Raw genomic sequence first — 21,459 nt, 5'->3', positions numbered from 1 at the left:
CAACTATATTCGGATCGATCGGGGCATAAAACCTACACAGGTTGGCAGTGTCCGCCTTGCGCGCATGCATGTTGCCCCGAGAATGTGCAATCGTCGGATCTGACCGGTCCGGCGTTCGCTGGTACTAGAGGAGACAGCGATTCGGGTATGTCCTGGTCCGAACTTGCATCGCAAAAATGCCCTGAATCGCATGAAATTCTTTTAAAAACAATAGTTTATACAACAATACCGATTAGATACCAGTTTATTTAATTGGTACTATCTTGGTTATATAATGGGCTCCGATTTCGATACCACGCCACGCCTTCGTTCACTCGATTCCGCTGGAGTTCCATGGAAACACGCTGGTCCGCCTTGATGCCCGACGCGCGCAATGTGACGCCGCTGTATCTGCAACTCGCGCGCAATCTTGCAACGGCGATTCATTGCGGCGTCTGGTCGGCGGGCGAGGCGTTGCCGTCCGAGCGCACGCTGTCGGATTCGATCGGTGTGTCGCGCATCACGGCACGCAAGGCGATCGCGCTGCTCGTCGAGCAGGGACTGATTCGCCGCGCGCCCGGTGCGCGCAGTTTCATTACGCCGCGCGTCGAAGATCCGCTGTCGCGGCTGATGGGCTTCACGAAGAAGATGGAGCAGCGCGGCTTCAGGCCGGACTCGATCTGGCTCGAGCGCGACGTGCGCGCGGCGAGCCGCGATGAGATCGTGCATCTCGGCCTGTCGCCGGGCGCGAGTGTGGCGAACCTGCGCCGTCTGCGCCGCGCGGACGGCATCGTGATGGCGGTCGAGCACACGGCGCTGCCGATGTCGATCGTGCCGGACCCGCTGCTGATCGACGGCTCGCTGTACACCTGGCTCGAGCAGCGCGGCATTGCCGTGGTACGCGCGCTGCAGCACTTTCGCGCGGTCAACGCGTCAAGCGAAATCGCCGCGCTGATGGACATCGAGCCGCGCACCGCGCTGCTCCTGATCACCCGCGTCGGCTATAGCGCGGACCAGCGCGCGATCGAACTCACGGATACGTACTGCCGGGACGACTACTACGACTTCGTCGCCGAGCTGCGCCTTTAAACATGCCGCCGCGGCGGAACACCGCCGCGCGGCTTCTGTCATGCATTGCATCACGCTCATCGCACCAGGCTTCCAGAGAGACCCATGCTGACCGGAAACATACTCACCACCGATGGTTGGATCCACGGCTCGCTCGAATTCGAGAACGGCCGCATCACGGCGCTGACAGGCCATGTGGCCGATCCGTCGACGAACGACGCGCCCTATATCCTGCCGGGCTTCATCGATCTGCATGTGCACGGCGGCGGCGGCGCCGACGTGATGGAGGCGGGCAACGCAATCGAGGCGATCACGCGCACGCATGCGCGTCATGGCACGACGAGCCTGCTCGCGACGACGATGACCGCGCCGCGCGAGGAACTGATGGACGTCGTCGCGGGCCTCGCCGACGCCGCGCGCAATCGCACGCCGGGCGGCTCGCGCGTGCTCGGCGTGCATCTCGAGGGTCCGTACATCAATCCGGGCAAGCTCGGCGCGCAGCCGGACGCCGCCGTGTCCGCGGTGCTCGACGAGGTGTTGAAGTACCTCTCGCTCGGGCCGATCCGCGTGGTGACGATCGCGCCGGAAATCGCCGGCCATATGGACATCATCTCGGAGATCGCCGCACGCGGCGTACGCGTGCAGCTCGGTCATTCGCTGGGCACGTACGACGATGCGGTCGCCGCGATGAAGCACGGCGCGCGCGGCTTCACGCACCTGTTCAACGCCATGTCGCCGCTGCATCACCGCAACCCGGGCATGGTCGGCGCGGCGCTTGCGCACGCCGAATACGCGGAGATCATTCCCGATCTGCTGCATGTGCATCCTGGTGCGATTCGCGCCGCGATGCGCGCGATTCCGCGCCTTTACGTCGTGACCGACAGCACGTCGGCGACCGGCATGCCCGACGGCGAATACCGCCTCGGCAGCCAGCATGTGACGAAGTGTCTTGGCGGCGTGCGTCTTGCAGACGGCACCCTCGCCGGCAGCACGCTGACGATGGATCAGGCGTTGCGCAACCTGTGTTCGCTCGGCCTGCCGATGGCCGATGTTTCAAACCGTCTGTCGCGTCATGCCGCCGACTACCTCGGCATCGAAGACCGAGGCCGTATCGCGCGTGGCGCGTGGGCCGATGTCGTCGTGTTCGATCGTGAACTGGCGCTGACCGCGACATACGTCGAAGGAGAATCGATTGTCGAATATGCTTAAAGAGGCGCTCGCGTCCGCTGAAGCGGTCGCGGCGCAACTCGCCGATACCTCGTATGTCGAGGCGCTCGCGGTGCGCCTGTCGGCGCGCCCGCGCGATGTCGCGCTGACTGTCGCGCGCGGCAGCTCGGACCACGCGGCGAGCTACTTCGCGAGCCTCGCGATGAGCCGGCTCGGCGTGCCCGTCGCGTCGCTGCCGATGTCGGTCGCGACGCTGCAGCAAGCGCCGCTGCGCGTGCGCGAACAGCTCGCGATTGCGTTCTCGCAATCGGGCAAAAGCCCCGACCTCGTCGGCACGATGGCCGCGCTGCGCGACGCGGGCGCGCTGACCGTCGCCGCGGTGAACGCGCCGCAATCGCCGCTTGCCGACGTCTGCGAATGGCAACTGCCGCTCGTCGCCGGTCCGGAAGTCAGCGTTGCCGCAACCAAAAGCTATATCGCGATGCTGTCCGTTTCCGCGCAGCTGGTCGCGCGCTGGCAACGCGATGCCGCGCTGCTCGACGCGCTGCGCACCTTGCCCGATGCGTTGCAGAAGGCCGGCGTGCTCGACTGGTCGCCCGCCGTCGACGAATTGCGCGGCGTCGAGCGCATGATCGTGATCGGCCGCGGCCTGGGTCTTGCGATTGCGCAGGAAGCGGCGCTCAAGCTCAAGGAAACCTCGGGCATCCAGGCCGAAGCGTTCTCGAGCGCCGAAGTGCGTCATGGCCCGATGGAGCTCATCGACCGCGACTATCCGCTGCTCGTGTTTGCGCTGCCCGGACCCGAACAGGCCGGCTTGCTGCAACTCGCGCGCGATATGCGCGCGCGCGGTGCGCGCGTGCTGCTCGCGGCGCCGGACGGCGTCGCGGAGCGCACGCTGCCGCTCGTATCGACAGCCAACGCGGCGCTCGATCCGATCGCCGCGATCCTTTCCTTCTATGTGATGGCGGCCGGCCTTGCGGCTGCCCGCGGACGTAACCCTGACGCGCCTCGCCATCTGAACAAGGTCACAGAAACTCACTGATCGGAAAAACAGATGCGACGTGTCGAGGAGACAGTTTTGACGAGCCATACGGCGAGCCCCACGACCAGCCAACCGGCTGGTGAAATCGCGGGCCATATCGTTCCGGGTCATATCGTTTTGATCGCGCCGTTGAGCGGGCCGGTCGTGCTGCTCGCGGATGTGCCCGACCCGGTCTTCTCGGGCGGCATGTTCGGCGACGGGATCGGCGTCGATCCGCTCGAGGGCAGACTGGTCGCGCCGTGCGACGGCGTGGTCACCCATATTGCACGCACGGGACACGCGGCGACGATCGTGACGCCGGAAGGCGCGGAGGTGTTGCTGCATATCGGCATCGACACCGTCGCGCTGAACGGCAAAGGCTTCGCGCCGATGGTCGAGCAAGGGGCGCAGGTGCGCGCCGGCGACGTGCTGATCGAGTTCGACCAGGACATCGTCGCGTGTTCCGCGCCGAGTCTCGTGTCGGTGGTCGCGATCGCCAATTCGGATGCGTTCGAGATCGTCGAGCGCAGCAGTGCCGGCGGCACGCTAAAGGCCGGCGAAACACCGCTGCTCGTGCTGCGTGCGCGCGACGGCGCCGCGGATGCCGTCGCGCGCGGTGCGAGCGCCATTACCGAAGAGGCGCGCCGGCAGGTCACGCTGACGCACGCCGGCGGCCTGCATGCGCGGCCCGCCGCGCGCGTGCGCGAAGCGGCGCGCGGTTTCGATGCGCGCGTCGAAGTGCGTTTCAACGGGCGCAAGGCGCCGGTGGAAAGCGTCGTCGGGTTGCTTGGCCTTGGGGCGGGCGAAGGGGCGACGGTGGAGATTCTCGGTATCGGCGGGCAGGCGGCCGCGGCCGTCGAAGCGGTCGCGAACGAGCTGACGCGCGAAGCGCACGGCGAGAACGAAGAGAAGCCCGCGCGGCAGGTATCGCCGGCGCCGCAAGCCGCGGGTGTCGCTGCGGCGAACGCGGCGAACGCGGCGAACGCGGCAGTCGCGAAGGGCGCTGCTTCGGCGTCTGCTTCGAATGCGCTTGCGCCGAACACGCTGGCCGGCGTGTGCGCGGCGCCGGGCGTCGCGGTCGGCAAGCTCGTGCGCTGGGACGATGCCGATATCGTGCCGCCCGAGCAGGCAGCCGGCACGCCGGCGTCGGAAAGCCGGCGTCTCGACAAAGCGATCGCCGCCGTCGACGCCGAGCTCAATTCGACGGTGCGCGATGCGTCGCAGCGCGGCGCCGTCGGCGCGGCCGGCATCTTCACCGTCCACCGTGTATTGCTCGAAGACCCGACACTCGTCGATGCGGCGCGCGATCTGATCAGCCTCGGCAAAAGCGCCGGCTTCGCATGGCGCGAAGCGATCCGCACGCAGATCGCGATACTCGCGAACGTTGACGACGCGCTGCTCGCGGAGCGCGCCGCGGATCTGCGCGATATCAGCAAACGCGTGCTGCGTGCACTGGGGCTGGCGAACACCGCGGTGCGCGTGCTGCCCGAAGAAGCGGTGCTGGCCGCCGACGAGTTCACGCCGTCCGATCTGTCGTCGCTCGATCGCACGCGCGTGACCGCGCTTGTGATGGCGCGCGGCGGCGCGACGTCGCATGCGGCGATCATCGCGCGCCAGCTCGGCCTTCCGGCGCTCGTCGCGATGGGCGACGCGCTGCACCTGATCGCGGAAGATACGCAAGTCGTTGTCGATGCAACGAACGGCCGGCTCGAATACGCCCCAAGCGCCCGCGACGTCGAGCGCGCGCGTAACGAATGCCGGCGCCTCGCCGGCGTGCGCGAAACGAACCGCCGCGCGTCGCATCAGGTCGCGGCAACGAGCGACGGCCGCGGCATCGAGGTCGCCTCGAACATCGCGACACTCGACGATGCGAAGACGGCGGTCGAAAACGGCGCCGACGCCGTCGGCCTGTTGCGCACCGAACTGCTGTTTATCCACCGTCAGGCCGCGCCCACTGTCGACGAACATCGTCAGAGCTACCAGGCGATCGTCGAGGCGCTCGCGGGACGCACCGCGATCATCCGCACGCTCGATGTCGGCGCGGACAAGGAAGTCGACTATCTGACGCTGCCGCCGGAGCCGAACCCGGCGCTCGGCTTGCGCGGTATCCGGCTCGCGCAGGTGCGTCCGGACCTGCTCGACGACCAGTTGCGCGGGCTGCTCGCCGTGCAGCCGGTCGGCGCCGTGCGCATCCTGTTGCCGATGGTGACCGATGCCGGCGAACTCGTCCGCCTGCGTCGCCGCATCGACGAGCTTGCGCGTGAAGCGGGCCGTGCCGAGCCTGTCGAAGTGGGCGTGATGATCGAAGTGCCGTCGGCGGCTCTGCTGGCCGATCAGCTAGCGCGGCACGCGGATTTCCTGTCGATCGGCACCAACGATCTCACGCAGTACACGCTCGCGATGGACCGCTGCCAGCCCGATCTCGCGGCACAGGCCGACGGCCTGCATCCGGCCGTGTTGCGCCTCGTCGATGCGACCGTGCGCGGCGCGCAGAAGCATGGCAAGTGGGTCGGCGTGTGCGGTGCGCTGGCCGGCGATCCGCTCGCGGTGCCGCTGCTGGTCGGCCTCGGCGTCACCGAGCTGTCGGTCGATCCGCCGTCGGTGCCGGCGATCAAGGCGCGCGTGCGCAAACTCGATTATCAGCAGTGCCGGCAGCGCGCGCAGGATGCGCTCGCGCTCGATTCGGCGCAAGCGGTAAGAACGGCGAGCCGGGCACACTGGCCGCTCGATTAGGCGAAAACCAGGCGAAGGCACGAAAGCGCGAACGCGCGGCTCATGGTTCATGCATGCCGCGCCGACGCGTGCCCGATGCATGTTATGGATGTCGAAACGACGTCCCAATCAAAAGAAAGGTGGAGTGGAGTAGGCCATGGATGCAAATCCTTTTCTGAAAGTGCAGCGCCTCGGTCGCGCGCTGATGCTGCCGATTGCGGTGCTGCCGGTTGCGGGCCTGCTGTTGCGGCTCGGACAGCCGGATGTGTTCAACATCAAGATGATCGCCGACGCTGGCGGTGCGATCTTCGACAATCTGCCGCTGCTGTTCGCCATCGGCGTCGCGGTCGGTTTTGCGAAAGACAATAACGGCGTGGCGGCGCTCGCTGGCGCGATCGGTTACCTCGTCGAAATCGCGGTGATGAAGGACATCAACGACAAGCTCAATATGGGCGTGTTGTCGGGGATCGTCGCGGGTATCGTGGCCGGGATGCTGTACAACCGGTACAAGGACATCAAGCTGCCCGATTACCTCGCGTTCTTCGGCGGCAAACGCTTCGTGCCGATCGTGACAGGCGTGGTGTGTCTCGTGCTGGGTATCGCGTTCGGCTATGCGTGGGCGCCTGTGCAGTCGGCCATTGACGCGGCCGGCCACTGGCTCACGACGGCCGGCGCGATCGGCGCATTCGTGTTCGGCCTGCTGAACCGGCTGCTGCTCGTGACGGGCCTCCATCACATCCTGAACTCGCTCGCGTGGTTCGTGTTCGGCTCGTTCACGCCGCCGAACGGCGCCGCGGTGACGGGCGATCTGCATCGCTTCTTCGCCGGCGACCCGAGCGCGGGCACCTTTATGACGGGCTTCTTCCCGGTCATGATGTTCGGCCTGCCGGCCGCGTGTCTCGCGATGTTCCACGAGGCGCCGAAAGAGCGCCGCGCGATGGTCGGCGGCCTGCTGTTCTCGATGGCGCTGACGTCGTTCCTGACCGGCGTCACCGAGCCGATCGAATTCAGCTTCATGTTCCTTGCGCCGGTGCTGTATGCGATTCACGCGGTGCTCACGGGCCTCGCGCTCGCGATCTGCTCGGCGCTCGGCATTCACCTCGGCTTCACGTTCTCGGCCGGCGCGATCGACTATGCGCTGAACTACGGGCTGTCGACGAAGGGCTGGGAAGCGATTCCGATCGGGCTTGCGTATGCGGTCATCTACTACGGCCTGTTCCGCTTCTTTATCCGCAAGTTCAATATGGCGACGCCGGGTCGCGAAGCCGACAACGCCGATGCCGCCCAAGCGGCTTCTTCGGCAGTCGAAGGCGGGTATGCGGCGCCAGTCGCGGGTGCGGCGCTCACGCGTGCGCAGCGTTATATCGCGGCGCTGGGCGGTGCGGGCAATCTGACCGTTGTCGATGCGTGTACGACGCGTTTGCGCCTGTCGGTGGTGGATTCGCAGAAGGTTTCCGATGCCGACCTGAAAGCGATCGGCGCGCGTGGCGTGTTGAAGCGCGGCTCGACGAACGTGCAGGTGATTATCGGGCCCGAGGCGGACATCATCGCCGACGAGATTCGCACGACGATCGGGCAAGGTGCGGGCGCGGCTGGCGCTGTGCATACCGACACGGCTGCCGGTACGGCCGGCGCGGGGGCAAAGGCGGCGGCCGCATCGTCGGCTGCTGCTCAGACGGCGGCGGTCGTTGCCGCGGCATCGGCATCGGCAGCGGTCAGCGGGCCGCTCGATCCCGACCCGCTGCGTTGGCTTGCGGTATTCGGCGGCGCGACGAATGTCGTGTCGTTGCAGGCCGTCGCGGCGACACGTCTGCGCATCGTGGTGCGCGATGCGTCGGCGGTGGATCGTCAACGGCTTGGCGTGCTGGACGTCGCGTGGGTATCGCCCGACACGTTCCATATCGTCGTCGGGCAGGCAGCGCAGCGCTATGCACAGCAGTTGTCGGTGCGTTTGCCGGCGATCGGCGGCGCGGCGGCACAGCCGGCTTGATACGGATTCGGTTGTAAACACAACAATGCGGCGCCCTCGATACGAGGGCGCCGCATTGCGTTTACCGCTTCGCTTTCACGGCCTCTGATGCACGGCGCGCTTCAAGCCACATCACGTTGATAATGCCGAACGCGAGTGCGACGCCAATGCCGAGAATCCAGCTGAAATACCACATCGACATGCTCCTTTGTTGTTAGTGCGGCGCGCGCAATCAATACATCGAGTGACTGTTTTGCTCGAGCGCTTGCGCGGTGACCTTGCCGCGCATCACGCGATAGACCCAACTCGTGTAGACGAGAATGATCGGCAGAAAAATGACGACCGCGATCAGCATGATTTGCAGCGTCATGTGGCTCGATGTTGAATCCCAGACCGTCAGGCTGCTGCGCGCGTCGAGCGAGGACGGCATGATGAACGGGAACATCGAGAAGCCCGCTGTCAGAATCACGCCGATCACCATCAGCGATGTCGCGAGAAACGTGCTCGTCTCGAAGCGCGATTTCGCGAGCAGTGCCGCGAGCAGGGCGCCGAGCACACCCGCGATCGGCGCCGCCAGCATCCACGGGTACAGCGCGTAATTCGCAAGCCACAAACCGGGCGCGCCGATCACACTCTTTAGCAGCGGGTTCGACACGGTGTCGAGCGGTGCGGCATCGACGATCTGGTAGCCGCCGATCGCCGTCGCGATCAATGCGCCCGCGAGCAGAAACAGCACGACGGCGACAAGCGCCGCGATGCGCAGCGCGCGCGCGGCCCGTTCGGCGATCACGCCGTCCGTCTTCATCCTGACGAACGCCGCGCCGTGTGCCACGAGCATCGACACGCTGACGAGTCCGCACAGCAGCGCAAACGGATTGAGCAGCGCGAAAAAACTGCCGTGGTAAGTGGAGCGCAGATCCTGATCGAACGCGAACGGCACGCCTTGCAGCAGATTGCCGAATGCCACGCCGAACACGAGCGCCGGCACGAAGCCGCCGGCGAACAAGGCCCAATCCCACGCGTTGCGCCATCCCGCGTGTTCGCGTTTGCCGCGGTAGTCAAAGCCGACCGGCCGGAAGAACAGCGCGAACAGCACGAGCAGCATGGCGAAATAAAAGCCCGAGAACGACGCCGCATAAACAAGCGGCCACGCCGCGAACATCGCGCCGCCCGCGGTGACGAGCCAGACCTGATTGCCTTCCCAGGTTGCGCCGACGGTATTCACGACGATGCGCCGTTCGTTATCGTTCTTGCCGATAAATGGCAGCAGTATCGCGGCGCCCATATCGAAGCCGTCGGTGAGCGCAAAGCCGATCAGCAGCACGCCGATCAGCACCCACCAGATCAGTTTGAGGGTTGCGTAATCCATGATGATGTTTTCCGTTTCTGTGCAGAAAGAGGCGTATCGGATGGCGCCGAATTACGCGGCCGTTTTCACGCCGACCGGCTGCTCGCCGGGCAACTCGTGGTGATAGCGCCCGGTATGCAACGACGACGGTCCGAGCCGCGCGTACTTGAACATCAGCATGATCTCGATGATGAAAAGCGCCGTGTAGAACACGATAAAGCCCGCGAGACTCAGATAGAGATCGCTCGGCGCAAGGCTCGATGCGGATAGCGAGGTCGGCAGAATGCCGGCGATCGTCCACGGCTGGCGGCCGACTTCGGCGACGATCCAGCCGAACTCCGCGGCCAGCCACGGCAGCGGGATCGCCCAGACGGCCCAGCGCAGAAACCAGCGGCGTTTCTCGAGCAGCAGCGAACGCTGCGCGCAGAACCAGAATGCGAGCACGAATGTCGCGAGAAACAGAATGCCGAGGCCGACCATCAGGCGGAACGAAAAGAAGACGGGCGCGACCGGCGGAATGGTCTTTTTCGCGGCCTGCTGGATCTGTTCGGGCGTGGCGTCGGTGACGTTCGGCGTGAACTGCTTGAGCAGCAGCCCGTAGCCGAGGTCGGCCTTGTGCGCATCGAACGCGGCGCGCGCTTCGTCGCTCGTGTCGCCTTGCTTGAGCCGCTGCAGTGCCTCGTACGCGAGCATGCCGTTGCGGATGCGCACTTCGTGGCGCGCCATCAGCTCTTTGAGGCCGACGACGGGCTCGTCGAGCGAACGCGTCGCGATAATGCCGAGCGCGTATGGAATGCGGATCGCGTAGTCGGTCCGCTCTTCCTTTTGATTCGGAATACCGATGATGGTGAAGGGCGCGGGCGCCGGCGAGGTTTCCCATTCGGATTCGATCGCCGCGAGCTTGACCTGCTGCACTTCGCCGGTGCGATAGCCGGATTCGTCGCCGAGCACGATCACGCAAAGCGTCGAGGCGAGACCGAAGCCCGCCGCGATCGCGAACGAACGCAACGCGAATTCGGTGTCGCGGCGCTTGAGCAGATACCACGACGACACGCCGAGCACGAACATCGACGCCGTCACATAACCGGCCGACACCGTATGTACGAATTTCACCTGCGCGACCGGATTGAACACGACGTCGAACAGATTCGCGAGTTCCATGCGCATCGTTTCGTAGTTGAATTCGGCGCCGACCGGATTGTTCATCCAGCCGTTGGCCACGAGAATCCACAGCGCCGACAGGTTCGAGCCGAGCGCGACGAGAAACGTGACGATCAGATGCTGGACGCGCGAAAGCCGGTTCCAGCCGAAGAAAAAGAGCCCGACGAACGTCGATTCGAGGAAGAACGCCATCAATCCTTCGACCGCAAGCGGCACGCCGAAAATATCGCCGACGTAATGCGAGTAGTACGACCAGTTCGTGCCGAACTGGAATTCGAGCGTGAGGCCGGTCGTGACGCCCATGGCAAAGTTGATGCCGAACAGCTTGCCCCAGAACTGGGTCATGTCCTTGTAGATCTGTTTGCCGGTCATCAGGTAGACCGATTCCATGATCACAAGAAGCCACGACAGCCCGAGCGTGAGCGGGACAAACAGAAAATGGTAGAGCGCCGTAACGGCGAACTGAAGACGCGAAAGATCGACGACTTCGCTAACGGGCATGGTGATCACCTTCGGACGGATTCGATGCGGGCACCGACAGCAGTGCCTGCGCGACTTGCTCGGGCGGCAGCGACATGTGCTGCGCCTGCGGATGGTTGAAAAATGCAAACTTGAGCGCGAACAGCAACACAAACTTGATTGCGAGCACGATCGCGATGTCGCGTGCGAAGGTCGGGCCGCGCGCCCAGCCTGCGATGCGCGTCCACGTCCATGATGCGGCGCGCAGTGAGTTCCTGAGATTCAGCGTTATGGTCATGATCGGTTGACAACGACGTCACCCGGCCGGCCGCGCGTCGGTGTGCGTAGCGTTTGCCGGATGCATAACGATTCTAGGAGCGCGTTTGCCGCTGCGCGTAGTGCGCCGTGCGGCATGAAGTCGCGAAGGCATCCTTACGATACAAGTATTGTGATCCGCATTGCGCCAGGTCAAGGAAACGCAACGCCGGCAATGTCGAAATCGGGGACGCGAGGCGAGCGGAAATAAAAAAGCCCTGCCGGTCTTTCGACGGCAGGGCTTTTTGAGTGTCGCGAACGAAAGTTCGGAAGAACCTTCGTCGGTGTGGGTGTTCGTGTGCCGGGACAGCGCCCGGCATTCATGCGTTATACGTGGTTATGCGTACTCAGCGAGCGCGCTGCGCATCTTCTTCATCGCACTTGCTTCGATCTGGCGAATACGTTCCGCCGACACGCCGAATTCATCCGCCAGTTCGTGCAGCGTCGAGCCGCCCGAGCCATCGTCTTCGACTTGCAGCCAGCGCGCCTCGATAATCCGGCGGCTGCGCGCGTCGAGCGACTCCAGCGCGGAGGCAATGCCGTCGCTATGCAGCTTGTCCCGCTGACGCTGCGCCAGCACCGCAGTCGGCTCGCTGTGCGAATCCGCGAGGTAGGCGATCGGCGCGAACGATTCTTCGCCGTCCTCGACCTGGCCTTCCAGCGCGATATCGCCGCCCGACAAGCGGGTTTCCATCTCGGCGACTTCCTCGCGCTTCACGTTCAGCTCTTTCGCGAGGCCTTCGATTTCGTCAGGCGTGAACGACTGCAAACCCTGCTTATGGCTGCGCAGGTTGAAGAACAGCTTGCGCTGCGCCTTTGTTGTGGCGACCTTCACCATGCGCCAGTTGCGCAGGATGTATTCGTGGATCTCGGCCTTGATCCAGTGCATGGCGTACGACACGAGACGTACGTTCTGCTCGGGATCGAAGCGTTTCACCGCCTTCATCAGACCGATGTTGCCTTCCTGAATCAGATCCGCGTGCGGCAGGCCGTAGCCGAGATAGTTGCGTGCGATCGACACCACCAGCCGCAGGTGCGACAGAACCAGCCGCCGGGCGGACTCGAGGTTGTTCTGCTCGCGGAATTCCGTCGCGAACTGCCGCTCTTCTGCCGGCGTCAGCATCGGAATCCGGTTCACGGCCTGGATGTAGGCGTCGATATTGCCCAGCTGCCCGGGCAGAAGCGAAGCGTGCGCGAGCGTCAGTGCACCTGCCGAGCCGGCCTTAGCCGACAACGGGCTGAGAGTATTCGGAAGGGTCATTGCGTTACTCACGTAGCGTACTCCTTTGGGTCAGACAAAACGCCGTTTTTAAGCGGCGCCACCATGGATGTTAGCACTCAAGTCTACCGAGTGCTAACACTTAGAGGCCCTAGGGTCATCCAAGTTCCCGCTTTTCCTATCGAAACCTAATTCTCAATAGTATTGTACCCTGCCTGCGAGAAACTCCCTAGCAGGTTAGGATTCATCCGCACTGCGGTTGTGGGCATGTAGGGCGCATGATGTTATGCAAAACGCAGAAGCCCGCGGCAGCCGTGGCGGCATTTCCACGGAACGATACGTGCTGCTGTCTCAAAAATAGTCGTTTTGCACTCAACTCAACTTAAGGTTCAACCTGCCAAATTCAGGGCGCAAGATGAACGAAAACAAAGAGTTTTGGCGTGATCTGGTACTAAAAGGTGTTTGCGCGGCAACTTTTCTCGGTCTTTCCGGGGTCGCGGCGGCTGATCAGTTCGGGTTTCAGGTAGCAGGCGGGTGGGCGGACCGCCACACCAGCAAGGTCGATCTTGGTTTCGTGTGGGACCCGAATCTCACCTGGTGGCAAATGGGCGACTGGCATTTCTCGCTGGTCGGCGAGGCGCACGCGGCGTGGTGGAACACCGGTGAAGGCAACGTGAACAGGAACCTCGGCGAATTCGGCGTCACGCCGGTCGTGCGGTTTATCAAGGGCAGCGGCTGGATTCGGCCGTACCTCGAAGCGGGTATCGGCGTTCGACTGCTTACTCATGCGCGGCAGTCGACCAACTTCACGATGAGCTCCTCGTTCCAGTTCGCGGATATGGTGGGGGTCGGCTTCGGACTCGGCGAGAAACAGCACTACCAGGTCGGATATCGCTTTCAGCACCTGTCCAACGCCAGTATCAAAGAGCCCAATCCTGGTATAAATTTCCAGCAAGTCTACGTGCAGTACAACTTCTGACGACCGCGGCCGCTTTCGGCTCCGTCGTGAAGGGGCGAATGCGATGGCCGCTAAAGTGATCGAGGCGATTCGCGGGCTCGAACGCGAACGCTTTCGCGCGATGGTTGACGGCAATGGGCCGCAGCTCGACGCGTTGTTGTCGGACAGCGTGATCTACGTCCACACGAACGGCAAACGCGAGACGAAGCAGCAGTTCATCGACGCGATCACTGCGGGCCGCCGCCGCTATCGCCAGATCGAGATCCAGTCGCAGGATGTGCTGCCGGTGGGGCGCGAGACCTGTGTCGTCACGGGGCGCGCCTTGATCGAGATGGAAGCGAACAACGGCGCGCTGCTCTTTCCGATTGCTTACACCGCGATTCAGGCGCAGGAAGAAGGGCAGTGGCGCCTGATTGCCTGGCAGGCGACGCGCTGCGCGCTCGAGTGACGACGCGCGGGTGCGCCCGTTGCGATTGCTGCGTTTCCCGGTCACGCTGTCACTGCTGTTCCGGCCGCGCCTTTTGAGCCGGCCGTTCACGCGAGGCAATCCGATCTGAACTGCCCGCGTCCTGCTTCCTCGGCGCACTGCCTGCCTGCTTCTCGCGTTTCTTTCGACTCCTTTCCCGCTCTTTCCCGCTCTTTCGCGCTCTTTCCCGCGTGGCGCCCGCAAGCGATGTCAGGCCGCGACCCTGATCGGCTCGGGCGACACCGACACCCATACGCCGGAGCGGTTGATGCCGCTGATCACCGCGTCGATGACCGCCGTCGCCTCGTCGGTGGCGATGCCGGCGCCGTGCCGCAGCGTGTCGTCTCCGACGCGGCAGCCGACGAAGACGGCGATACGGCCGTCGGTCGCGCGCACGATTTCGCAGGACGTGATGTCGATGCGCCGCCCTGCCGCCGACGCGATTTCACCCGCGATGTGTTGCGCGTAGGCGTCATGCGCGCCACTGCCGGCTCCCGGCCGGGCGGCCGCCGCTGCAGCCGCCGTGCCGACGCGGATCGCGCGGCCCTCCCAATGCACACTCTGCGCGTCGACACGCCGCGCGGGGCCCGCGACGTCAAAGTACTCGCGCGCAAACAATGCGCAGATCGCTTCCGCGCTGACTTCGGCGCCCGACTGATCCGCGACGGCCTGCACCGCGTGGCTGAATTCGATCTGCACGCGACGCGGCGGCGCGAAGCCCATGGCGCGCTCGAGCAGATAGGTGGCGCCGCCTTTGCCCGACTGGCTGTTGACGCGAATCACCGCGTCGTAGCTGCGCCCGACATCGGCCGGATCGATCGGCAGATACGGCACTTCCCACACCGCATCGGGCGCCTGCTGCGCGAGGCCCTTGCGGATCGCGTCCTGATGCGAGCCCGAGAACGCGGTGTGGACGAGGTCGCCTGCATACGGATGGCGCGGATGCACGGCAATCCGGTTGCAGCGCTCGACCACGCGTCGCACCGCGTCGATATCGGAGAAGTCGAGGCCCGGGTCGATGCCCTGCGTGTAGAGGTTCAGCGCGAGCGTGACGAGATCGACGTTGCCGGTGCGCTCGCCGTTGCCGAACAGGCAGCCTTCGATGCGATCGGCGCCCGCCATCAGCGCGAGTTCCGCGGCCGCGACCGCGGTGCCGCGATCGTTATGCGGATGCACCGAGAGCACGATGCTGTCGCGGTAGCCGAGATTGCGGTCCATCCATTCGATCTGGTCCGCGTAGACATTCGGCGTTGCCGCTTCGACGGTGGCCGGCAGATTCACGATCATCTTGTGATCGCGCGTCGGCCGCCACGTTTGCGCGACGGCGTCGCAGACTTCGCGCGCGAACGCGAGCTCGGTCATGCTGAACGTCTCCGGCGAGTACTGATAGGTCCAGTGCGTTTTCGGCCGCGCGTCGGCGTACTGGCGGATCAGTCGCGTGCCGTCGACGGCGAGCGCCTTCACCTGCTCCTTCGACTGGTTGAACACGATCTTGCGGAACGACGGGCAGATCGCGTTGTACAGATGCACGATCGCGCGCGGCGCGCCTGCGAGCGCTTCGAAGGTGCGGGCGATCAGGTCCTCGCGCGACTGCACGAGCACTTCGATCGTCACGTCGTCGGGAATGCGCGCCTCGTCGATCAGCTTGCGAATGAAATCGAAGTCGGTCTGCGATGCGGACGGAAATCCGACTTCGATTTCCTTGAAGCCGATCGCGACGAGCATCTCGAAGAATTCGAGCTTCTGCGCAATGCTCATCGGCTCGATCAGCGACTGGTTGCCGTCGCGCAGGTCGGTGCTCATCCAGATCGGCGCGTGCCCGATCGTACGGCTCGGCCATTTACGGCCGTTCAGGCGGACGGCGGGGAAGGGGCGGTATTTCTCGGCAGGGTTGCTCAACATGATGATGGCCTTGTTCGTTTAGTCGTATGCGGTGGGTTGCGGCGTCAGGCGGCTGGCCTGGCGCCACGGATGCACGATCCGCGCGTGCGCGGCTGAAGCCGGCGCTAGCGGCAGCAACGAACGGGCGCGGACGAACAAGGATGTCGGGAACGCAATGGCGATGGTGACGCCGGCCACGTTCGACAACAGAGCGCATGCGATGTGCATTTGACCCTCGCGACTCGTCCAAACGGTATTTGGGCGAGCACAGACGACTACAGGTTGTGAAGAACTACGGTTTGGGATGAAGCAGAAACAACGGGGAACGACAGGGAGGACCGCGGAAGCTTTTTAGACGGGAGTCTTAGGCAAACGCGGCGCTACGCCTTGCTTACGCTAGACGTAGCGATAGGGGCCGCGCTAGGCGACCGATGGTAATTCGGAGGGAGTTCAGGATTGAACACATTTGGGGAATGTAAGTCAGCGGGCGCCCGGATGTCAACTGACGATTCGGTGACAATGCAGCGGACCTGCAGCACGACAACTGCGGCAGGACAGCGGCGGGGCGCGCCGCGGCGGCGCCTCAAGCCGCTCGCTTTGCGATGCCTGCGATCACTTCGACCTGACGCGCGATCGCGGTGGGCACCGGCGCGGCGCCGCCCAGTACGTCGGCGATCCACGCGGCGGTGGTCGCCGCGTCGCGTCCTTCGGGCAGATCGACCGCCGGCGCGTCGGCCGACGAGCGCTCGGGCGCGACGAGCGTGTCGCATTGCCCGTCGTGCAGCCAGTCGATCTGGACCTGGCGGCGCGTATCGGCGACCGCTTCGCCTTCGGTGCCGCGCGCGAGCAGCGCACCGCCCGCGGCGACGTCGGGATGCGTGACGAAAAGCTCCGTGAGGCTCTCGCGATACGGCGGGTGCGTGTAGTTGACGAGCCGCAGCCCCGGCGGCGCGAACGGCTGAAGGATTTTCACGAGCGTATGCGTCGAGTTGCGCACGCCCATCCGGCGGCGCAGCGCGAGCAGTCGCGCGAGTTTCGGTGCGAGCGTCTCGATCGGTGCGAACGCGACGCGGCGCGCGGCGAGCGCGTCCTCGATCTCGCTGTGCGTCTGTGCAGCAGCAATCTGCAGATGAGCGAAGATCTCGGCGCTCGTGACGCGGCCCGGGTCTTCGGTCACGCCGTGCACGAGCACCGGCACGCCCTCGCGCGCAAGCAGCAGCGCGAGCAGCGGCACGAGGTTCGGCTGCTTGCGCGCGCCGTTGTAGCTCGGGATTGACACAGCGGACACGGCGGGCACGGCGGGCATGGCGCTCGACGCATCGTGGGTCACGCGGATCGGTTCGAACGACGCATGCGCGGCCGCATGCATCGCGGCCAGTTCTTCAGCAGTCTCGCCTTTCAGACGGTAAGCGAGCAGCACCGCGCCGAGTTCGAGTTCCGACACGCGGCCATCCAGCATGGCGCTGTAGAGCGCCTGCGTATCTTCGGGCGCGAGCGCGCGGGCGCCGTGCGGTCCGCGCCCGATCTCCTTGATGAAGCGGGCGCACGGGAAAGGGGGCAATGCGGTAGCGGCGGAATCGTTCATCTGAGGATGGAAGTCTTGTGCGGGACGGTGGCGGCGCCTGCGCGATATCGGCTGCTGCAATCGGCAAGTCGTGACAGGTCGAGTATCGCATGACGCGTGGTTCGCCTCACGGCGAAGCCGATGCAGGCGTGCCGTTGCCGCGCTGAGGTCGGCGCTCGCGAGCGCGCCGCAACGCGATCCGCGCAACGTATGTGCTTTCTTTCATAGAAAGCTTTCCGTCAAGCGAGAGATATATCACCGCGTTAAACTCGCTGCTTTGTCGTTTTACCGCCGCGCGCGCGGCTTCATGAATATCGGAGAACGGAATGGGTTACGTCATTACACCGGCGCCAATCGTCGGCGTGCCGGTGGCTGGATCGGGCGATCAGTTCGCGGTGCGCCGCATCTATTGCGTCGGCCGCAATTACGAGGCGCACGCGCGCGAGATGGGACACGACCCGGATCGCGAACCGCCGTTCTTCTTCTGCAAGCCGGCCGATGCGGTGCTGTACGTCGCGCCCGGCGCAACGGGTGAAATGCCTTACCCATCGCAGACGGGCAACCTGCACTTCGAAATGGAAATGGTCGCGGCGATCGGCAAGGCGGGCAAAGATATCGCCGTCGACCGCGCGCTCGATCACGTTTATGGCTACGCGCTCGGCCTCGATATGACGCGCCGCGACTTGCAGGCCGAAGCGAAAAAGCTGGGCCGCCCGTGGGATACCGCGAAGGGTTTCGACCATTCGGCGCCGATGGGGCCGATTCATCCGGTGTCGAAAGTCGGCCATATCGGCAAAGGCGCGATCTGGCTGTCCGTGAACGGTGCCGAGAAGCAGCGCTCCGACGTGTCGCAACTGATCTGGTCGGTGGCCGAGACGATCGCGTATCTGTCGACGCTCTTCGAACTGCAGCCGGGCGACCTCATTTTCACGGGCACGCCGGAAGGGGTGGGCGCGGTCGTGAAGGGCGATCTGATGAAGGGCGGCGTCGACGGGCTGGGCGAGTTCAGCGTACGCATGGTTTGATGGCCCGGCGGATGCGCAGCGCAGTGGTAGTGACCGCTGCGCTTTCGCCGCGTGCAGGGGGAGACTCATCAAATGAAGCTATACAGCTACTTTCGCAGTTCCGCCGCGTATCGCGTGCGCATTGCGCTTAATCTGAAAAAGCTGCCGTACGAATATCTGCCGGTGCATCTGCTGCGAAACGGCGGCGAGCAGTTTGCCGGCGCGTATCGCGAACTCAATCACGATGCGGTCGTGCCGACGTTGATCGACAACGGCAACGTGCTGCAGCAGTCGATCGCGATCATCGAGTACCTCGAGGAGACGCATCCGCAGCCGCCGCTGCTGCCGGCCACGCCGGTCGAGCGCGCATATGTGCGTGGCGTTGCGCTGCAGGTTGCGTGCGAGATCCATCCGGTCAACAACCTGCGCGTGCTCAAGTATCTGAAGCGCACGGTCGGCGCGAGCGACGAGGCGAAGGACGCGTGGTATCGGCACTGGATCACGTCGGGCTTTACGGCGCTCGAGGAGCATCTGGTCGCGAGCCGCCGCAGCGGTGCGTTCTGTTTCGGCGACACACCGACCATTGCCGATGCGTGCCTGATTCCGCAGGTGTTCAACGCCGATCGCTTCAGCATCGAGATGAGCGCGTTTCCGACCATTCGTCGAATCAACGATCACGCGATGCAGTTGAGCGCGTTCGCCGATGCGGCGCCGGGCGCACAGCCCGACTCGGAGTGACGGCGGATTGCGAGGGCGGCGCCATGTCGGCGCCGCCTGCGCCTAGCTGCCGAGCAGCGCGTCCGAAAATTCTTCCGCGCTGAACGGCTGCAAATCCTCGACCTTTTCGCCGACGCCGATGAAATACACGGGCACCGGCCTTTGCCGCGCAATTGCCGCGAGAATGCCGCCCTTCGCCGTGCCGTCGAGTTTCGTCACGATGAGGCCGGTGAGGCCGAGTGCGTCGTCGAATGCCTTGACCTGGGTGAGCGCGTTCTGGCCGGTATTCGCGTCGATCACGAGCAGCACTTCGTGCGGCGCGCCCTCGTGCGCCTTGCCGATCACGCGCTTGACCTTGCGCAGCTCTTCCATCAGATGCAGTTGCGTCGGCAGACGTCCGGCGGTGTCGGCCATCAGCACGTCGATCTTGCGCGCGCGCGCTGCACCCACCGCGTCGAAAATGACCGCGGCCGGATCGCCGCTCTCTTGCGAGACGACCGTCACGTTGTTGCGTTCACCCCAGATTGCGAGCTGCTCGCGCGCGGCCGCGCGGAACGTATCGCCGGCGGCGAGCAGCACCGACTGATCGAAGCGCTGCAAGTGCTTCGCGAGCTTGCCGATGCTGGTGGTTTTGCCCGCGCCGTTGACGCCGGCGATCATCATCACGAGCGGCTGGTCGCGGCCGAGCATCAGCGATTTTTCGAGCGGCTTCAGCAGGCCGACCAGCAATTCGCGCAACGCGGTTTTCACCTGCTGCGGGTCGGTGAGCCGCTCGGTGCGCACTTTTTCGCGCAGCGTCTCGAGCAGATACTCGGTTGCGTCGACGCCCGCGTCCGACATCAGCAGCGCGGTTTCGAGCTCTTCGTACAATTCTTCGTCGATTTTCGTGCCGACGAAAATGCCCGTGATGCTCGAACTCGTTTTCGACAGACCGCTCTTCAGGCGCGTCAGCCACGAGCGCTTCGCGGCCGGCTCGGGTGCGGGCGGCGGGACGATTTCGACGGTTTCGAATGCGGGTGATGCGTCAGACGCCACGGGCGCTACAGGCGCTTCGGGCACGCGTGCCGGGGGCGCCGGCTGAATGGCGGGACGCTGCGGTTCGCGTGCGAGCGGCGCTGCGGGTTGGATCGGCGGGTGAGGTTGCGGCTGGGCCTGCGACTGCTGTGGTTTCTGGAGCGCTTCGGGCTGCGATTCGGGCCGCGCTTCGACGCGCTGCGGTTCCGTGCGCTGCGGTGCGACGGGTTCCAGCGACGCAGGCGCGAACCGTTGCGTGGCGGTGACCGGTGCCGCGGCAGGCGTCGGTGCGGCTTGCGGCGCAACGGGACGCGCCGACTGCGGCGCCGGCTGCACCGGCTGCGCGGGTTGTGCGGGTGTTTGTGTAACATCCGCGCGTGCTTCGGCCGCGGGTTGAACGGGCGTTTCGGCTACCGCAGCGTCGTCGTTGGCCGGCACGGCGGGCGTTGCGACGTCGGCTGCGTTCGGCGAGTCGGCCGGCGCATTGTCGGACGCTTTGTTACCCCTGAATCGTTTGAGAAAGCTGAACATGTGCTGGCGTATGGAAGAGGCGAGCCGGCATTTCCGGCGAAGGGGGCGCATGCGCATCGGGGTGCGGAATCGACGCGGGCAAACGAGCGCAGGCAAATGAGTGCGGGCGCGGCGGATCCGGCGCAACGGTAAGGCTCTGCGGGGATGCTGCGCGCGCAAGCCTGACATTTTATCAGGCGCGGCCGTGCTCGCGTGGCAGGCGGGCGTTGCCGACCCATGTGGTAACGTGAGCGCTCCGGCCCGCGCGTATCGCGCCGCCGGCATCCGTTCAGCGACTCCATTTACATGTCCCGTCTTTCGTCATCCCGCGCGCGCAGCGCGCCGCCGCCCGGACGCGGCGCTGCCCATACGATCCGTATCATCGGTGGCGACTGGAAGCGCACGCCGCTGACAGTGCTCGATCTCGACGGTTTGCGGCCGACGCCCGATCGCGTCCGCGAAACGCTTTTCAACTGGCTCGGTCAGCGCCTCGACGGCCAACGCTGCCTCGATCTGTTCGCCGGTAGCGGCGCGCTGGGTTTCGAGGCCGCCTCGCGCGGCGCCGCGCGCGTGCTGATGGTCGAGCGCAATGCGCGCGCGGCTGGTCAGTTGCGCGCGATCCAGGCGAAACTCGCCGCGCGCGCGGTCGAAGTGGCCGAAGCGGATGCGCTGCGGCTGGCGGCGGGCCTCGCGCCCGGCTCGTTCGACGTGGTGTTCCTCGATCCGCCGTTCGGCGAGGATCTGCTCGGGCGCGCGCTGGAACTCGCGTTGCCGCTCGTCGCGGCGGGCGGGGTCGTCTATGTCGAAGCCGGCGAAGCGCTGGCAATCGAACAGACACCGGCGCTCGCCGGATGGACGATGGTCCGGCACGGCAAGGCCGGCGCGGTCCACTATCATTTGCTGCAGCGCGAAAATGAGGAATAATGC

General features: G+C 65.0%; 18 protein-coding genes. 10 read left to right on the top strand and 8 right to left on the bottom strand.

Going from position 1 to position 21,459, the window contains the following annotated elements:
* Positions 1-333: 333 nt before the first annotated feature.
* From ACYPXD_RS31715 to nagE, 5 genes are all read left to right on the top strand, one after another.
* Complete coding sequence (locus ACYPXD_RS31715) at positions 334-1,068, top strand: GntR family transcriptional regulator (protein WP_459721471.1); 735 nt, start codon at positions 334-336, stop codon at positions 1,066-1,068.
* An 84-nt stretch (positions 1,069-1,152) separates the two neighbouring features.
* Positions 1,153-2,256 carry an N-acetylglucosamine-6-phosphate deacetylase gene (gene nagA, locus ACYPXD_RS31710; RefSeq protein WP_459721468.1) on the top strand — a complete coding sequence of 368 codons (1,104 nt, stop codon included), beginning with the start codon at positions 1,153-1,155 and terminating at the stop codon, positions 2,254-2,256.
* Entirely contained in the window at positions 2,249-3,256 is a 1,008-nt protein-coding gene (locus ACYPXD_RS31705) for an SIS domain-containing protein (RefSeq protein ID WP_459721805.1), read from the top strand. The genes nagA and ACYPXD_RS31705 overlap by 8 nt, the downstream gene beginning before the upstream one ends.
* A 12-nt stretch (positions 3,257-3,268) precedes the next feature.
* Complete coding sequence (ptsP, locus tag ACYPXD_RS31700) at positions 3,269-5,968, top strand: phosphoenolpyruvate--protein phosphotransferase (RefSeq protein ID WP_459721465.1); 2,700 nt, start codon at positions 3,269-3,271, stop codon at positions 5,966-5,968.
* Between the two features lie 136 nt (positions 5,969-6,104).
* Positions 6,105-7,937 (top strand): N-acetylglucosamine-specific PTS transporter subunit IIBC, encoded by a 1,833-nt coding sequence (nagE, locus tag ACYPXD_RS31695; protein WP_459721462.1) that lies wholly within the window; start codon positions 6,105-6,107, stop codon positions 7,935-7,937.
* Positions 7,938-7,998: 61 nt separating this feature from the next.
* Here the strand turns inward: nagE and cydX are convergent, their stop codons facing one another.
* The 5 genes from cydX to rpoH form a co-directional block, all read right to left on the bottom strand.
* The gene (gene cydX, locus ACYPXD_RS31690; protein WP_459721459.1) at positions 7,999-8,112 is read right to left on the bottom strand and encodes a cytochrome bd-I oxidase subunit CydX; all 114 of its coding nucleotides are present in this window, start codon (positions 8,110-8,112) and stop codon (positions 7,999-8,001) included.
* Positions 8,113-8,148: 36 nt separating this feature from the next.
* Positions 8,149-9,285, bottom strand: a complete 1,137-nt coding sequence (gene cydB / locus ACYPXD_RS31685; protein ID WP_459721456.1) for a cytochrome d ubiquinol oxidase subunit II — start codon at positions 9,283-9,285, stop codon at positions 8,149-8,151.
* 51 nt (positions 9,286-9,336) lie between these two features.
* Entirely contained in the window at positions 9,337-10,926 is a 1,590-nt protein-coding gene (locus ACYPXD_RS31680; protein ID WP_459721453.1) for a cytochrome ubiquinol oxidase subunit I, read from the bottom strand.
* Complete coding sequence (gene cydP, locus ACYPXD_RS31675) at positions 10,916-11,182, bottom strand: cytochrome oxidase putative small subunit CydP (protein ID WP_459721450.1); 267 nt, start codon at positions 11,180-11,182, stop codon at positions 10,916-10,918. The genes ACYPXD_RS31680 and cydP overlap by 11 nt, the downstream gene beginning before the upstream one ends.
* A gap of 354 nt (positions 11,183-11,536) precedes the next feature.
* Positions 11,537-12,472, bottom strand: a complete 936-nt coding sequence (rpoH, locus tag ACYPXD_RS31670; protein WP_459721446.1) for an RNA polymerase sigma factor RpoH — start codon at positions 12,470-12,472, stop codon at positions 11,537-11,539.
* Positions 12,473-12,833: 361 nt separating this feature from the next.
* Here rpoH and ACYPXD_RS31665 point away from each other — a divergent pair, with 361 nt between their 5' ends.
* A complete protein-coding gene (locus ACYPXD_RS31665) occupies positions 12,834-13,397 on the top strand; it encodes an acyloxyacyl hydrolase (RefSeq protein ID WP_459721443.1) in 564 nt (187 codons plus the stop codon).
* Positions 13,398-13,440: 43 nt separating this feature from the next.
* Complete coding sequence (locus tag ACYPXD_RS31660) at positions 13,441-13,824, top strand: nuclear transport factor 2 family protein (RefSeq protein ID WP_075155694.1); 384 nt, start codon at positions 13,441-13,443, stop codon at positions 13,822-13,824.
* A 228-nt stretch (positions 13,825-14,052) separates the two neighbouring features.
* Here the strand turns inward: ACYPXD_RS31660 and leuA are convergent, their stop codons facing one another.
* Positions 14,053-15,744: a 2-isopropylmalate synthase gene (leuA, locus tag ACYPXD_RS31655; RefSeq protein ID WP_459721439.1), complete on the bottom strand. Its 1,692-nt coding sequence runs from the start codon at positions 15,742-15,744 to the stop codon at positions 14,053-14,055.
* Between the two features lie 562 nt (positions 15,745-16,306).
* Entirely contained in the window at positions 16,307-17,308 is a 1,002-nt protein-coding gene (gene ybiB / locus ACYPXD_RS31650; protein ID WP_459721436.1) for a DNA-binding protein YbiB, read from the bottom strand.
* Positions 17,309-17,613: 305 nt separating this feature from the next.
* Here ybiB and ACYPXD_RS31645 point away from each other — a divergent pair, with 305 nt between their 5' ends.
* Positions 17,614-18,312, top strand: a complete 699-nt coding sequence (locus ACYPXD_RS31645) for a fumarylacetoacetate hydrolase family protein (protein ID WP_459721433.1) — start codon at positions 17,614-17,616, stop codon at positions 18,310-18,312.
* A 72-nt stretch (positions 18,313-18,384) separates the two neighbouring features.
* Positions 18,385-19,029, top strand: coding sequence for a maleylacetoacetate isomerase (gene maiA / locus ACYPXD_RS31640; RefSeq protein ID WP_459721430.1), 645 nt, complete (start codon positions 18,385-18,387; stop codon positions 19,027-19,029).
* 42 nt (positions 19,030-19,071) lie between these two features.
* On the opposite strand, the gene ftsY is transcribed toward maiA, so the two are convergent.
* Positions 19,072-20,256 (bottom strand): signal recognition particle-docking protein FtsY, encoded by a 1,185-nt coding sequence (gene ftsY / locus ACYPXD_RS31635; protein WP_459721803.1) that lies wholly within the window; start codon positions 20,254-20,256, stop codon positions 19,072-19,074.
* 582 nt (positions 20,257-20,838) lie between these two features.
* Here ftsY and rsmD point away from each other — a divergent pair.
* Positions 20,839-21,456, top strand: a complete 618-nt coding sequence (gene rsmD / locus ACYPXD_RS31630) for a 16S rRNA (guanine(966)-N(2))-methyltransferase RsmD (protein ID WP_459721427.1) — start codon at positions 20,839-20,841, stop codon at positions 21,454-21,456.
* The last annotated feature ends 3 nt before the right edge of the window (positions 21,457-21,459 follow it).

The sequence above is a fragment of the Paraburkholderia sp. 2C genome, from assembly GCF_054589215.1.
The sequence above is the reverse complement of the archived record's forward strand: the minus strand, read 5'-3'. Positions and strand labels throughout refer to the sequence as shown.